13 protein-coding genes are annotated in these 15116 nt (G+C 45.6%); 9 read left to right on the top strand and 4 right to left on the bottom strand.

Annotated features, from left to right (window positions below; genetic code table 11):
- Nucleotides 1-10 precede the first annotated feature (10 nt).
- The 4 genes from atpG to glmU all read left to right on the top strand — a co-directional run bounded on the left by atpG (nucleotide 11) and on the right by glmU (nucleotide 4272).
- Nucleotides 11-877: a F0F1 ATP synthase subunit gamma gene (atpG, locus tag RH45_RS06875; protein WP_008075414.1), complete on the top strand. Its 867-nt coding sequence runs from the start codon at nucleotides 11-13 to the stop codon at nucleotides 875-877.
- Nucleotides 878-912: 35 nt separating this feature from the next.
- Nucleotides 913-2316, top strand: coding sequence for a F0F1 ATP synthase subunit beta (gene atpD / locus RH45_RS06870; protein ID WP_008075406.1), 1404 nt, complete (start codon nucleotides 913-915; stop codon nucleotides 2314-2316).
- Nucleotides 2317-2334: 18 nt separating this feature from the next.
- Entirely contained in the window at nucleotides 2335-2757 is a 423-nt protein-coding gene (locus RH45_RS06865) for a F0F1 ATP synthase subunit epsilon (RefSeq protein ID WP_008075404.1), read from the top strand.
- 153 nt (nucleotides 2758-2910) lie between these two features.
- Nucleotides 2911-4272 (top strand): bifunctional UDP-N-acetylglucosamine diphosphorylase/glucosamine-1-phosphate N-acetyltransferase GlmU, encoded by a 1362-nt coding sequence (gene glmU / locus RH45_RS06860; RefSeq protein WP_008075402.1) that lies wholly within the window; start codon nucleotides 2911-2913, stop codon nucleotides 4270-4272.
- A 79-nt stretch (nucleotides 4273-4351) separates the two neighbouring features.
- On the opposite strand, the gene RH45_RS06855 is transcribed toward glmU, so the two are convergent.
- Nucleotides 4352-5092, bottom strand: a complete 741-nt coding sequence (locus tag RH45_RS06855; RefSeq protein WP_008075399.1) for an amino acid ABC transporter permease — start codon at nucleotides 5090-5092, stop codon at nucleotides 4352-4354.
- A 190-nt stretch (nucleotides 5093-5282) separates the two neighbouring features.
- Here RH45_RS06855 and RH45_RS06850 point away from each other — a divergent pair, with 190 nt between their 5' ends.
- Entirely contained in the window at nucleotides 5283-6059 is a 777-nt protein-coding gene (locus RH45_RS06850) for a transporter substrate-binding domain-containing protein (RefSeq protein WP_008075397.1), read from the top strand.
- Between the two features lie 60 nt (nucleotides 6060-6119).
- Here the strand turns inward: RH45_RS06850 and punC are convergent, their stop codons facing one another.
- Entirely contained in the window at nucleotides 6120-7322 is a 1203-nt protein-coding gene (gene punC / locus RH45_RS06845) for a purine nucleoside transporter PunC (RefSeq protein ID WP_008075395.1), read from the bottom strand.
- A 143-nt stretch (nucleotides 7323-7465) separates the two neighbouring features.
- Here punC and punR point away from each other — a divergent pair, with 143 nt between their 5' ends.
- The gene (punR, locus tag RH45_RS06840) at nucleotides 7466-8377 is read left to right on the top strand and encodes a DNA-binding transcriptional activator PunR (RefSeq protein ID WP_008075393.1); all 912 of its coding nucleotides are present in this window, start codon (nucleotides 7466-7468) and stop codon (nucleotides 8375-8377) included.
- Nucleotides 8378-8434: 57 nt separating this feature from the next.
- Here punR and fadA read toward each other — a convergent pair whose 3' ends face one another.
- Nucleotides 8435-9610 carry an acetyl-CoA C-acyltransferase FadA gene (fadA, locus tag RH45_RS06835; RefSeq protein WP_005426042.1) on the bottom strand — a complete coding sequence of 392 codons (1176 nt, stop codon included), beginning with the start codon at nucleotides 9608-9610 and terminating at the stop codon, nucleotides 8435-8437.
- Between the two features lie 14 nt (nucleotides 9611-9624).
- The gene (gene fadB, locus RH45_RS06830; RefSeq protein WP_008075381.1) at nucleotides 9625-11796 is read right to left on the bottom strand and encodes a fatty acid oxidation complex subunit alpha FadB; all 2172 of its coding nucleotides are present in this window, start codon (nucleotides 11794-11796) and stop codon (nucleotides 9625-9627) included.
- Between the two features lie 252 nt (nucleotides 11797-12048).
- Between fadB and RH45_RS06825 the strand changes: the two genes are divergently transcribed.
- Genes RH45_RS06825 through hemG form a run of 3 tightly spaced genes read left to right on the top strand, consistent with a single transcriptional unit; the run spans nucleotide 12049 to nucleotide 14710 of the window.
- The gene (locus tag RH45_RS06825) at nucleotides 12049-12672 is read left to right on the top strand and encodes a YigZ family protein (RefSeq protein ID WP_008075378.1); all 624 of its coding nucleotides are present in this window, start codon (nucleotides 12049-12051) and stop codon (nucleotides 12670-12672) included.
- A gap of 43 nt (nucleotides 12673-12715) precedes the next feature.
- Complete coding sequence (locus tag RH45_RS06820; RefSeq protein WP_008075376.1) at nucleotides 12716-14173, top strand: TrkH family potassium uptake protein; 1458 nt, start codon at nucleotides 12716-12718, stop codon at nucleotides 14171-14173.
- 9 nt (nucleotides 14174-14182) lie between these two features.
- Nucleotides 14183-14710 (top strand): menaquinone-dependent protoporphyrinogen IX dehydrogenase, encoded by a 528-nt coding sequence (hemG, locus tag RH45_RS06815; protein WP_008075373.1) that lies wholly within the window; start codon nucleotides 14183-14185, stop codon nucleotides 14708-14710.
- Nucleotides 14711-15116 lie beyond the last annotated feature (406 nt).

The raw sequence follows: 15116 nt of genomic DNA, 5'->3' as shown, positions 1-15116 counted from the left end.
GAGAGTAACGATGGCCGGCGCAAAAGAGATACGTAATAAAATCGGTAGTGTTAAAAGCACTCAGAAAATTACGAAAGCGATGGAAATGGTAGCAGCTTCAAAAATGCGTCGTTCTCAAGATGCAATGGAAGCTTCTCGTCCATACGCTGAAACAATGCGTAAAGTGATCGGTCACGTGGCAAACGCAAATCTAGAGTACCGTCATCCGTACCTAGAAGAGCGTGAAGCGAAGCGAGTTGGTTACATCATCGTGTCTACAGACCGTGGTCTGTGTGGTGGCTTGAACATTAACGTGTTCAAAAAAGCTGTCACAGATATGCAGACTTGGAAAGAGAAGGGTGCAGAAGTTGAACTAGCAGTTATTGGTTCAAAAGCAACGGCATTCTTCAACAACAGTGGCGCTAAAGTCGCTGCTCAGGTTTCTGGCCTGGGTGACCACCCAAGTCTTGAAGACCTAATCGGTTCTGTAAGCGTAATGCTGAAGAAATACGATGAAGGCGAATTGGACCGTCTATACGTTGTGTTCAACAAGTTTGTGAACACTATGGTTCAAGAACCAACGATCGATCAATTGCTACCTTTGCCTAAATCAGACAGCGAAGAGATGCAGCGTGAGCATTCATGGGACTACATCTACGAACCTGAACCAAAACCTCTACTAGATACGCTTCTTGTACGTTACGTAGAGTCTCAGGTTTACCAAGGTGTGGTTGAGAACCTTGCTTGTGAGCAAGCGGCACGAATGATTGCGATGAAAGCTGCAACAGATAACGCAACTAACCTGATTGAAGACTTAGAACTTGTGTACAACAAAGCCCGTCAGGCTGCGATTACACAAGAACTGTCTGAAATCGTTGGTGGCGCAGCTGCGGTTTAAGTTTAGGTAAAACGAAATAGTTTAGAGGATTAACGATGGCTACAGGTAAGATCGTACAGATCATCGGTGCGGTAGTCGACGTAGAGTTCCCACAGAGCGAAGTACCTAGTGTATATGACGCTCTAAACGTTACAGAATCTAAAGAGCGTCTAGTTCTTGAGGTTCAACAACAGCTAGGCGGTGGCGTAGTTCGTTGTATCGTAATGGGTAGCTCTGATGGTTTACGTCGTGGAGTAGAAGTTGTAAATACTGGCGCTCCAATTTCAGTACCAGTAGGTACTAAGACCCTTGGTCGTATCATGAACGTACTTGGTGATGCGATTGATGAGTGTGGTGATATCGGTGCGGAAGAGACTTACTCTATCCACCGTGAAGCACCAAGCTACGAAGAGCAGTCAAACGAGATCGCACTTCTAGAAACGGGCGTTAAAGTAATCGACCTAGTTTGTCCATTCGCTAAGGGTGGTAAAATCGGTCTATTCGGTGGTGCAGGTGTAGGTAAGACCGTTAACATGATGGAGCTTATCAACAACATCGCACTTCAACACTCGGGCCTATCAGTATTTGCTGGTGTAGGTGAGCGTACTCGTGAAGGTAACGATTTCTACTTTGAGATGCAGGAAGCAGGCGTTGTTAACGTTGAAAACCCTGAAGAATCGAAAGTAGCGATGGTTTACGGTCAGATGAACGAGCCACCAGGTAACCGTCTTCGTGTTGCACTGACTGGTCTAACAATGGCAGAGAAATTCCGTGACGAAGGTCGTGACGTTCTACTGTTCGTTGATAACATCTACCGTTACACACTTGCAGGTACTGAGGTATCAGCACTACTTGGTCGTATGCCTTCAGCGGTAGGTTACCAGCCAACTCTTGCAGAAGAGATGGGTGTACTTCAGGAGCGTATCACGTCAACTAAGTCTGGTTCTATCACGTCTGTACAGGCGGTATACGTACCTGCGGATGACTTGACTGACCCGTCTCCAGCAACAACGTTCGCGCACTTGGATGCAACGGTTGTACTTAACCGTAACATCGCTGCAATGGGTCTATACCCTGCGATCGACCCACTAGATTCAACATCTCGTATGCTTGATCCGCTAGTTGTTGGTCAAGAGCACTACGACATCGCTCGTGGCGTTCAGCAGACTCTTCAGCGTTATAAAGAGCTGAAAGACATCATCGCGATTCTAGGTATGGACGAGCTATCTGAAGAAGATAAGCAAGTTGTATCTCGTGCACGTAAGATTGAGCGTTTCCTAACTCAGCCTTACCACGTAGCGGAAGTATTTACTGGCGACCCAGGTGTTTACGTACCTCTTAAAGAGACTCTACGTGGCTTTAAAGGTCTACTAGCTGGTGATTACGATGACATTCCAGAGCAAGCGTTCATGTACTGCGGTACGATTGACGATGCTATCGAGAATGCGAAGAAGCTATAAGGCTAACTAGGAGGCGATATGGCAGCAATAACCTTTCACCTAGACGTAGTAAGCGCTGAGAAGAAAATCTTCTCTGGTCGTGTAGAAACGTTTCAGGTGACCGGTAGCGAAGGTGAGCTTGGTATTTTCCATGGCCACACACCGCTGCTGACCGCTATCAAGCCTGGTATGGTGCGTATTGTTAAACAGCACGGCCACGAAGAAATCATTTATGTTTCTGGTGGTATGGTAGAAGTTCAGCCGGGTACAGCAACTGTACTGGCTGATACTGCTATCCGTGGTGAAGAGCTAGACGCAGCGAAGGCAGAGGAAGCGAAACGTCGCGCTGAGGAGAATATCCAGAACCAGCACGGTGATATGGACTTCGCTCAAGCGGCCAGTGAACTGGCTAAAGCCATTGCTCAGCTACGAGTTATCGAGCTGACAAAACAGCGTCGTTAATCACGTCGTTGTTTTAAAAGTGATAAAGGCGACCAAATTGGTCGCCTTTTTGCGTAATTTTGGTCAGAAACTTTCCCATACAAGATTAACTAATTAACAATTAGTGTCTAAAATAGCTCTCAAATTTTATACAACGTCAAAATAGGTCATTAAATGAAGTTTAGCGCCGTAATTCTCGCAGCGGGTAAGGGAACCCGTATGTACTCTAATAAGCCTAAGGTTTTGCACACGCTTGCAGGCAAACCTATGGTGAAGCACGTTATCGATACATGTAACGGATTAGGTGCGCAGAATATTCATTTGGTTTATGGCCATGGCGGCGACCAAATGCAAGCTGAACTCGCTAATGAATCTGTCAACTGGACTCTCCAGGCTGAGCAGTTAGGTACAGGACATGCAGTTGATCAAGCCTCTCCACAGTTTGAAGACGACGAAAAAATTCTTGTGCTTTACGGTGATGTACCTCTTATCTCCGAAGAGACGATTGAAGGTCTACTCGACGCTAAGCCGGAAGGTGGTATCGCCTTGCTTACTGTCGTTATGGATAACCCAATGGGCTACGGCCGTATTGTGCGTAAAAATGGCCCTGTTGTAGCGATCGTTGAGCAGAAAGATGCCACAGAAGAGCAGAAGCTGATTAAAGAGATCAACACAGGTGTAATGGTGGCCCGTGGAGCTGATCTCCGTCGTTGGCTTTCAAATCTAAACAACGACAACGCGCAGGGTGAGTACTATTTAACTGACGTGATTGCAGCAGCACACAACGAAGGTCGCGCTGTAGAAGCGGTTCATCCTGTGAACGCGATTGAAGTGGAAGGGGTGAATGACCGAGCTCAATTGGCTCGTCTTGAGCGTGCATTCCAGTCTATGCAAGCTCAGAAACTGCTAGAGCAAGGCGTTATGTTGCGTGACCCTGCTCGATTTGATTTACGTGGTGAACTGCAATGTGGTATGGATTGTGAAATTGACGCTAACGTGATTATTGAAGGTAAAGTTACTCTTGGTGATAACGTGACAATCGGCGCTGGTTGTGTTTTGAAAGATTGTGAAATTGATGACAACACACTGGTTCGCCCGTACAGCGTAATTGAAGGTGCAACTGTTGGTGAAGAGTGTACTGTTGGTCCATTTACTCGCTTACGTCCAGGTGCTGAAATGCGCAACGACTCTCATGTTGGTAACTTTGTTGAAGTTAAGAATGCGCGTTTAGGTGAAGGCTCTAAAGCCAACCACCTGACTTACCTTGGTGATGCTGATATTGGTCAGCGCACAAATATTGGCGCCGGTACCATCACTTGTAACTACGATGGTGCAAACAAGTTTAAGACCACGATCGGTAATGATGTGTTCGTAGGCTCAGATAGCCAGCTGGTGGCGCCAGTGACGATTGCAGATGGTGCGACAATTGGTGCTGGTACCACGTTGACTAAAGATGTCGCTGAAGGTGAGTTAGTAATTACTCGCACTAAAGAGCGCAAAATTTCAGGTTGGCAACGTCCGGTTAAACAAAAGTAATTCATCGTAACTCGTTGACCACTTAAAAGATCAAAGCCGCTCATAAAGAGCGGCTTTTTTGTGGGATTAAATCATCAGCCTAGTGGCTTGGTATCGCAATTCGTTTCTCTAGCCAACGAACCGCGTGAGAGACTAACAAGATAAGCACTAAGTACTCTACAACGAGGAAAGTGTATATCTCCAATGGTAAGTACTCATTAACGACCAGTTCATTGGCTCGTCTTGTCAGATCGCTTAAGCCAATCACGCTGACCAGTGAGCTCATCTTTAGTATGTAAACAAACTGATTGCCCAGTGGTGGTAGAATATGACGAAACGCCTGGGGCAAAATGACTAATCGCATCTTTTGCCAGTAGTTCAGCCCAAGTGATTCGGCGGCTTCATGCTGCCCCCGGCTGATCGCTTGAATTCCTCCGCGAAACACTTCTGCCATAAAGGCACTTTCAGCAACGGTGAGCGCAATAACACCTGCCCAAAAATGATTGAGAGAGACGTCCAACAAAGTAGGCATACCGTAGTAAACCCACAGCAGCAATACCAAAACAGGAATCGAGCGGATTACCTCGACATATATGCGATTAAGTAACTGTAAAAAAGGAGACTTGGCTAAAGCCAACAAGGCGATCACAAGGCCCAGTGTCATGGCAAATAGCATGCTCAATAGAGACACTTGGATGGTGTCGTTAAATCCTGCTAGGAGAAACTTTATATTGGTTAGGCCTTGCTCTGTTGAAGGATCAAGCACATACCAGCCCCATTGATAATCAGAGCAGCCTGTAAGCAGCAGCAGAGGTAACAGGTATAGATGTCGATAGTTCACATGAACTCCCTGAACTGACGGTGACCAATCGCGTTGATTACGTGAGTCTCTATATAGAAAACTTGCGACAACGAAACATCGGCATTGGTACAAAAATATCTTTGTTGCTGCTATGTTATCAATGAAGCTGTATTAATGGTTAATAATTAAAGGGAATATCTCCTAACATCATTCTTTTAAGGGAATAGAAATGAAGAAAGTATTGCTTGCTTTAGGGATGGGGTTGCTTGCGCTCACTCAAGTTGCTCACGCAGAAAGTCGTCTACAGACTATTTTGGACCAAGGTGTACTTCGGGTTGGTACGACAGGGGATTGGAATCCGATGACGATGAAAGATCCTGCGACCAACAGTTATCGTGGTTTTGATATCGATGTCACCACTGAGCTTGCCAAAGATCTTGGGGTTAAGGTGGAGTACGTCGCGACCGATTGGAAAACGCTGGTCAATGGCATTACTGCCAACAAATACGATATTACTGGTAGCGCTTCGCTCAATATGTCGAGAGCGAAAGTGGCGGGTTATAGTCAACCATACTTTTACCTCGCTTTCGTTCCAGTCGTGCAAAAGAAAGATTTAGCGAAATTCTCTGATTGGGCAGACTTTGATAAGCCCGATATAAAAGTGGCGGCCACTCTTGGTACTGTTCAAGAAAAAATGGTGAAAGACTTCTTCCCTTCAGCGAAACATATAGTGATTGAAGCACCGGCACGTGATTTTCAGGAGTTGCTGGCTCGACGTGCTGATGTATCGGTAACCTCAAATGTTGAAGCAGCGACGTTAGTTGAGAAATTTAAACAGCTAGCTATTGTTCCTGTAAAACAACCACGTAAACCGACCCCAATTGCTATGTTACTGCCGCAAAATGACCAAGTGTGGATTAACTACATCAACCATTGGGTTGAGCTGAAGAAAACCCAAGGTTTCTTTAAACAAACCGCTGAAAAGTGGGGCTTGAAGAGTTTGTAACTGCTTACTATATGCAAATAGAGCCACCTTGAGTGGCTCTATTTGATTGCGAGGCTTTAACTAGTCTTCTTCACTCACGACGCGCGCATTGTCTGGCGTAGTAAAGTGTTTAGCCAACTGTCGATTTGACAGTACGTACCCCATCCACAAACCTGTCATACAAATCATAATAGCGATACCCGTTACCATTTGGGCTTGGCTTGCGAGTGCGGCAACTAAAGCACTCGATAGACTACTGACACTGATTTGTAAGCTATTTTGCAATCCGGCTGCGGTTGCTGGGCTCTGTTTTGCACTTGCTAATGCACGGTTGACCACGATAGGGTACAAAGCGCCATTTGCTACGGCAATTAAGCAAAATGGTGCTAGGATCGGCCAGATAGAGGTCAGTTGCCACTGGGACGCGATAAAAATCAGCAGAGAAGCGACACTAAACAAGCCGATCAATTGGCGCAGCACTTTCTCATCGCCAAATTTACGTACACCAACTTTACCTAAGTAGCCACCGGCCATAAACGCAATGGTTTGTGGGATAAAGCTCAGGCCAATGTCTTTTGCCTCATACCCCAGTTGAGCCATGATCTCTGGCATCCCCGTCAAATAGGCGAAGAATGCGGCAGACGCGGTGGCAAACATGAATACGTTGCCTAAATAGGTCTTTGAACTTAGTAGCGCTTTGATATCACTTGAGACGCTGGTTGCCTTTGGCTCTGCGTTGTCTTTGTTTTGAGTCATGGTGGCTGCGACTAATAACAACCCCATCATAGTGAGAGCGATGAAAATACTGTGCCAGCCAAAGTTATCTGCGAGTACCACGCCAAGCTGGGGAGCGAGAGCGGGAGACAGGGCGACTAACGGCATAATAGTAGCGAAAATCTGTTGGCTTTGATGGGAGTAACGTTTTATGACCATCGCTTGCCAGATCACGGCGGGTGCACACACACCGATCGCTTGAATGAAGCGCAATGTCAGTAGTTGCCATACTTGATCGCTAAAGGCGAGGCCAAAAGAAGCTAAGGTAAATAACCCCAAGCCAGCAGCCAGGGTATTACGATGGCCAAACTTATCTGAGGCTAGTCCCCATAAAAGCTGACCAAGCGCCATACCAACCAAAAAAACCGTCAGTGATAGGGCGATCTGCTCTGGGCCTGTCGCGAAGTCTATTTCCATCGCTTTGAAAGCCGGTAGATACATGTCAGTGGCAATAAAGCCCAACATGGATAACGCTGCCAAATAAAAAAGTTGTAGTTTAGAAATGTTCATTATAGTTCCATTCAAAAAAATTCACGGATATGTAGGTGTTGGCGCCAACCTTTTTATTAACCTTGGCAGTCTAATATTCGTATTGTTGAAAATAAAACGCTAAAATTTGCAGTTATGAATCAAAAAAATTGAATGGTCAGTTTATGGGTGTTTTCTCTCAATCTTCACTTGAGCTAGTCGATACGGTCGCTCGATTGGAAAGTTTTACTGCTGCTGCTGAGGTCTTACATAAAGTGCCTTCTGCAATCAGCTATAGCATTCGCCAAATAGAACAGGAACTCGATGTTATCTTGTTCAAGCGTTTACCGAGAAAGGTAGAGCTCACTCCAGCAGGCGTACAGTTTTTGCAACAAGCTCGAGTCATGCTGAGACAAATGGAAGAGGTTAAGGCACAAACTCGGCGAGTTGCACAAGGCTGGCAGAAAACGCTCAAGCTAACACTGGATAATGTGGTTAAGTTAGAGCGGTTAAAACCTTTAATTGAAGACTTCTATCAAACCTTTCCCTATGCAGAGCTGCAAATCAATATGGAAGTGTTCAATGGTTCTTGGGAAGCGATTTCACAAGGTCGTGCTGATATCGTGATTGGTGCAACGGCGGCCATTCCTGTTGGGGGCGATTTTGAAGTTCGTGAAATGGGCATTTTAGATTGGGCGTTTGTTATGTCTCCCAGCCACCCGTGTGTCAAACAACAGGTACTGAAAGAAGAGTACGTCAGCCAGTACCCTGCGATTTGCTTAGATGATACCTCCAATTTATTACCCAAGAGGCACACTGTGCATTACCCTAAGCAACGAAGGTTGTTGCTACCTAACTGGTACAGTGCGATCGAGTGTCTAAAAAATGGTGTGGGTGTCGGCTATATGCCTCGACATATAGCACGTCCTTTAATTGCTGAAGGGCTGCTGGTGGAAAAGATCCTTCCTGAAGAGAAACCTTTGAGTCATTGCTGCTTGGTGTGGCGCAAAGATGAAAACCATAAAATGATCCAATGGATGGTCGATTACCTAGGATCCAGTGAACAGTTATATCAAGACTGGTTGCAAGCAAGGTAGTGGGATCAAAAAGCGCCAGCTCTTACTGGCGCTTTGTTGTTATGACGATCGAGCAATCTATGGGCGTTCAAATACCGTCGCGATACCCTGACCTAAACCGATACACATGGTTGCTAGACCGTATTTCGCGTCTTTGGCTTCCATTAGGTTGATTAACGTCGTTGATATACGTGAGCCAGAACAACCAAGTGGGTGACCCAATGCAATCGCACCACCGTTAAGGTTGACCTTTTCATCCATAACATCAAGCAGACCCAAGTCTTTAGCACATGGTAGAGACTGCGCAGCAAATGCTTCGTTTAGCTCAACCACATCCATGTCTTCAATTGAAAGACCAGCTCGCTTGAGCGCTTTTTGCGTCGCAGGTACAGGACCGTAACCCATGATAGAAGGATCACAGCCGGCAATTGCCATACCTTTAATGCGTGCGCGAATCTTCAAACCAAGTTCATTGGCTTTCTCTTCGCTCATGATCAACATCGCTGATGCACCATCAGACAGCGCTGATGATGTACCGGCTGTTACTGTACCGTTTGCTGGGTCGAAAACAGGACGAAGTTGAGATAGACCTTCAACGGATGTTTCAGGGCGAATCACTTCATCGTAATCCAGAGTGAACAGCGTGCCGTCAGCCGCATGACCTTCAATTGGTAGGATTTCGTTTTTAAAACGACCCTCTACGGTTGCAGCATGTGCACGAGCATGAGAGCGCGCAGCAAACTCGTCTTGTTGCTCACGGCTAATGCCATGCAGTTTACCTAGCATCTCAGCGGTTAAGCCCATCATGCCAGCGGCCTTAGCAACCGTTTTTGACATACCTGGGTGAAAGTCCACACCGTGGTTCATTGGTACATGACCCATGTGCTCTACACCACCAATGAGGCAGATCTCTGCATCTCCAGTCATGATCGCGCGTGTTCCGTCGTGAAGCGCTTGCATTGATGAACCACACAAGCGGTTAACCGTCACGGCACCAATCTCAATTGGCAGACCAGCAAGTAGCGCCGCATTACGTGCAACGTTAAAGCCTTGTTCTAGTGTTTGTTGTACACAGCCCCAGTAGATATCTTCAATCTCACTTGGGTTCACCTGTGGGTTACGAGCAAGAATGCCCTTCATCAGGCGCGCAGATAGATCTTCTGCTCGCGTATGACGGAAAGCACCACCTTTAGAGCGACCCATTGGAGTACGTAGACAATCGACTACGACAACATTTCTTGTTTGATTAGTCATTTTAGAATCCCTCCTTAGATAGAACCTTGCTGTTGTGCACCGTAAAAGCTTTCACCTTTCGCCGCCATATCAATCAGCATCTGTGGTACTTGGTACATAGCACCAAGCTCTGAGTATTGTTTTGCCATTGCAACAAACTCAGCAATACCTACGCTATCTAGGTAGCGGAATACGCCGCCGCGGAATGGAGGGAAACCAAGACCGTAAACCAGTGCCATATCCGCTTCTTGAGGTGTGGCGATGATACCCTCTTGCAGACACAACACCACCTCGTTGATCATTGGAATCATCATACGTTGAATGATGGTTTGTTCGTCAAAGTCCTGTTTATCGGCACAAACGTCAGCGAGTACCGGCAAGATTTCTTCAGAGAAGGTTTTCTTAGGCTTACCTTTTCTATCAATGGTGTAGCTGTAGAAGCCATTGCCATTCTTCTGGCCGTATTTATCTGCTTCGAACAGTGCATCTATTGCGTCACGACCTTGTTTGCCCATACGCTCTGGGAAGCCTTGTGCCATAACGGCTTGTGCGTGGTGAGCAGTATCAATACCAACAACATCGAGCAAGTATGCAGGTCCCATCGGCCAGCCAAACTTACATTCCATAATTTTGTCGATTTTCGTAAAGTCAGCACCATCGCGAAGTAGCATGCTGAAGCCACCAAAGTATGGGAACAATACGCGGTTTACAAAAAACCCAGGGCAGTCATTAACGACAATGGGTGATTTGCCCATTTTCGCTGCGTACGCAACAACGCGATTGATGGTTTCATCAGAGGTATGTTCACCACGGATGATCTCAACAAGAGGCATGCGGTGCACTGGGTTGAAGAAGTGCATGCCACAGAAGTTTTCTGGACGTTTTAGCGATTTCGCTAATAGATTGATTGGAATCGTCGAGGTGTTTGAGGTGATAACCGTGTCTTCACCGACATGCGATTCGACTTCACTCAAAACTGCTGCTTTTACTTTCGGGTTTTCTACTACGGCTTCAACAATCACGTCTGATTCTTCGATGCCTGCGTAATGTAGGCTCGGTGTGATAGACGCTAAAATACCAGCCATCTTAAAGCCATCAATACGACCACGAGATAAGCGTTTATTCAGCAGCTTAGATGCTTCAGTCATGCCTAAATCGAGTGAAGGTTGCGCGATGTCTTTCATTAACACCGGCACGCCTTTTAATGCAGATTGGTAAGCGATACCGCCGCCCATGATACCTGCACCAAGCACGGCTGCACGCTGCGTGTCTTTACTCGCTGACTTAGCTGATTTTTTAGCAAGCCCTTTAATGTATTGGTCGTTAAGGAACAAACCAACCAGTGATTTTGCTTCTTCAGACTTAGCCAGTTTTACGAAGCGCTTACGTTCAATGTCGAGAGCTTCGTTTCGAGCAAAGCGAGCGCCTTCTTCAATCGTAATAACGGCAGTCATTGGAGCTGGATAGTGAGGACCCGCTTTCTGAGCCACTAGACCCTTCGCCATGGTGAAGCTCATCATTGATTCGAGCTTACTTAGCGTAAGTGGTGATGTCTTTGGTTTACGACGAGCTTGCCAGTCCAACTTCTCGTTGATTGCCGATGTCAGTGTTTGTAGTGCAGAGTCATAAAGTGCGTCGCTATCAACAACGGCATCTAGAAGACCAATCTTTAATGCTTCATCCGCACGACACGCTTTTCCTTGAGTGATCACTTCCATTGCGCTGTCGGCACCGATAACACGCGGTAGACGTACACAGCCTCCAAAGCCCGGCATGATGCCCAGTTTCGTTTCTGGAAGACCGATGCTGGTGGTCTTGTCACCAATGCGCATGTCAGTGGCAAGTACACACTCGCAACCACCACCTAACGTGTGGCCTTTTAGTACCGATATAGTCGGAACGGGTAAGTCTTCTAGCTTGTTAAAGATGCTGTTAGCAAACTGCAGCCACTGATCGAGCTCAGCATCTGTCTTAGCAAAAAGACCTAAGAATTCGGTGATATCCGCGCCAACAATAAATGCATCTTTATCTGAGGTGAGCATTAAGCCTTTTAGTCCTTGATAACCTGTTAGTGCATCAAGGGCTTTATCGAGAGACTCTAGTGTGGCTAAGTCGAGCTTGTTTACGGATTTTGGAGAGCAGAAACTAAGCTCTGCTATACCATCTTGTACTTCCTTTACCTGTAGGGTTTCGGCTTGGTAAATCATTGTCTATCTCCATGACATACAATCTTGGATTGTGTGTTTATCTATAGCGGTAAAAAAGCGCTTTAGACAACCAGGAAAGTTGTTATATTTTTAATCTGGTTTGACCAGTGGTTTTAGTGTGGATCGGTCCTTGGTTAAATTCAATACATTTTTTAAACAAGTGTTTAACATTGTGCGCTTGGACAGATCCTAGGCGACGAATAATTGTTTGTCATGGTAGACTCAAATCAACAGCAAAATCCTGATATCACTATGAATGACCAACCCTACTTGATTCCTTTCACTTCCTGTCAGTTTGAAGAAGAGATAAAAAAGAGTGTCTTTATTACCTATTTAGCTCACACTCCCGATGTCGCTGCTGCCAAAGACTTTGTCGAGATGGTAAAAGCCAAGCACGCTGATGCGAGACATAACTGTTGGGGCTTTGTGGCAGGCCGCCCTGATGATTCAATGAAATGGGGCTTTAGTGATGATGGAGAACCTTCAGGGACAGCGGGCAAACCGATACTAGCGCAGTTATCGGGCTCGGGAGTTGGAGAGATCACCGCGGTTGTCACACGCTATTCTGGTGGTATCAAGCTTGGTACTGGCGGGTTAGTGAAAGCATATGGCGGCGGTGTGCAACAAGCATTAAAGTTGCTTCAAACAATTGAGAAAAAAATAACCACACAATTGCAACTAGAGTTAGACTATGGGTTCATGCCTATGGTCCAATCACTCATGAGCCAATATTCGGCAACAGAGGTGAGTGCTGAGTATAGCGACCAAGTGCGAATTGTGATTGAAATTGAGCGTCTTCAGGTCGCTGAATTCACTCAGAGTGTGATCAATAAGAGTGGTGCAAAAGCACAAGTAACTCCCCTTAAGGGACAATAAAAACTAGGAAGTTAGAAGCAAAGCTTCGTTCGTTAATCAACACATGCAATTTCGTTCAATTATTCGCATCGTCGGGCTATTGCTCGCACTTTTTAGTGTCTCCATGCTCGCTCCAGCTTTAGTCGCGTTGATCTATCGTGATGGTGCTGGTGTTGCGTTCGTAACTACTTTTTTCGTCTTGCTCTTTTGTGGTGCCGTATGTTGGTTCCCCAATCGCCGTTTTAAACATGAGTTGAAAGCCCGCGATGGTTTCCTGATAGTGGTCCTGTTTTGGACGGTATTGGGCAGTGCTGGCTCTATTCCCTTCCTTTTATCTGATAACCCCAATATTTCGGTAACAGATGCATTCTTTGAGTCTTTTTCTGCTTTAACAACAACAGGGGCTACGGTGATCGTTGGCCTGGATGATTTACCTAAAGCGATACTTTTCTATCGCCAATTTCTGCAGTGGTTTGGTGGAATGGGGATCATCGTTCTTGCTGTAGCGATTCTTCCGGTACTCGGTATCGGTGGTATGCAGCTTTATCGTGCAGAAATACCGGGTCCGGTAAAAGATTCCAAAATGACTCCGCGAATTGCAGAAACCGCTAAAGCGCTTTGGTACATCTACTTAAGCCTAACATTGGCTTGTGCAGGTGCATTTTGGCTAGCGGGAATGACGCCCTTCGATGCAATAAGTCACAGTTTCTCAACAATAGCTATTGGTGGGTTTTCTACCCATGATGCCAGCATGGGATATTTTGATAGCTACGCCATCAATATGATTACCGTGGTCTTTCTACTTATTTCTGCGTGTAATTACTCTTTGCACTTTGCCGCTTTCGCTTCTGGTGGAGTGCACCCCAAGTATTATTGGAAAGACCCTGAATTTCGCGCCTTTTTATTCATTCAAGCTTTATTGTTCTTAGTCTGTTTTCTCATTCTACTTAACCATCACTCGTACGACTCTGTTTACGACGCATTTGATCAGGCGCTGTTCCAAACTGTGTCCATTTCAACTACTGCGGGTTTTACTACTACAGGTTTCTCCGATTGGCCGTTGTTCTTGCCGGTTCTATTACTGTTCTCTTCATTTATAGGAGGCTGTGCTGGTTCGACAGGTGGAGGAATGAAAGTGATCCGAATTTTGTTGCTCACTTTACAAGGTGTTAGGGAGCTTAAACGTCTTGTGCACCCGCGCGCGGTTTATACCATCAAAGTTGGTGGGACAGCCTTGTCGCAGCGTGTTGTTGATGCAGTATGGGGATTTTTCTCCGCTTATGCGTTGGTTTTTGTCGTTTGTATGCTGGCGCTGATCGCAACTGGTATTGATGAGCTCAGTGCATTTTCTGCAGTCGCCGCAACGTTGAATAACTTAGGCCCAGGACTGGGTGAAGTTGCACTTCATTTTGGTGATATCAACGACAAAGCAAAATGGGTCTTGATTGTATCCATGTTGTTTGGTCGCTTAGAGGTGTTTACTCTTCTTATACTACTAACGCCTACGTTTTGGCGTAGTTAAGGGAAAATTTTGGCTAAAGCACTATTTTTATACTCTTCTCGCGAAGGGCAAACAAAGAAAATTCTTCATTATATAGAAGAGCAACTCGCAGACTTCGAATGCGAGCTGTTAGATCTACACGATGTAGAGGAGATCGACTTCGGTCAATACGAAAGAGTATTGATTGGGGCGTCCATCCGTTATGGTCACCTTAATAAGAAACTATATCAGTTTATTGAAAAGAACCTTAGTCAATTGCAACAACACAAAGTGGCGTTCTTCTGTGTAAACCTTACTGCTCGTAAAGAAGAACAAGGTAAAGATACACCTGAGGGCAGCGCTTATATCCGTACATTTTTGAAAAAGTCGCCTTGGCAACCAAAACTGATTGGCGTTTTTGCTGGTGCTCTCTATTACCCACGTTATGGCCTGTTCGATAAAATGATGATTAAACTCATCATGACCATGACCGGCGGTGAGACAGATACAACCAAGGAAGTGGAATACACAAACTGGGAAAAAGTGGCCTTATTTAGTAAAAAGTTTGTGGATTTGTAACGATAAGGTATGTTTTTAGCGGTTCTGGCCTAATAATTAACCGAACAATAAAAAAAACGGAAAAAATGATAAAAAGGGGTTGCCAAGAAGAATCTGCTCCCTATAATGCCACCTCGCTGACACGGGAACGCTTCAATAGAAACGAGAACGAAGTTAGCAAGGTCAATTAGCCAAGTGGAAACGCTTGAAAAAAGTTTGAAAAAAGTGGTTGACACTAAACTTTATCTCGCTAAAATGGCCGTCCGATTTGAGCGAAGCTCAATAGGAAAGCTCTTTAACAATATAAACCTATCAATCTGTGTGGGCACTCGTTGATGATAATCCAATTCGATACTTCGGTATCAAATTAGGTTTCAATGAAACGAAGTGACCAACGAGTCGTAAGACTCAGCACAGTCAATTCAAG

It is taken from the genome of Vibrio sinaloensis DSM 21326 (genome assembly GCF_000189275.1).
In the GTDB taxonomy this organism is placed as follows: Bacteria; Pseudomonadota; Gammaproteobacteria; order Enterobacterales; family Vibrionaceae; genus Vibrio; species Vibrio sinaloensis.
Note: the sequence above shows the minus strand (reverse complement) of the source record. Positions and strands in the feature narration are given on the sequence as shown.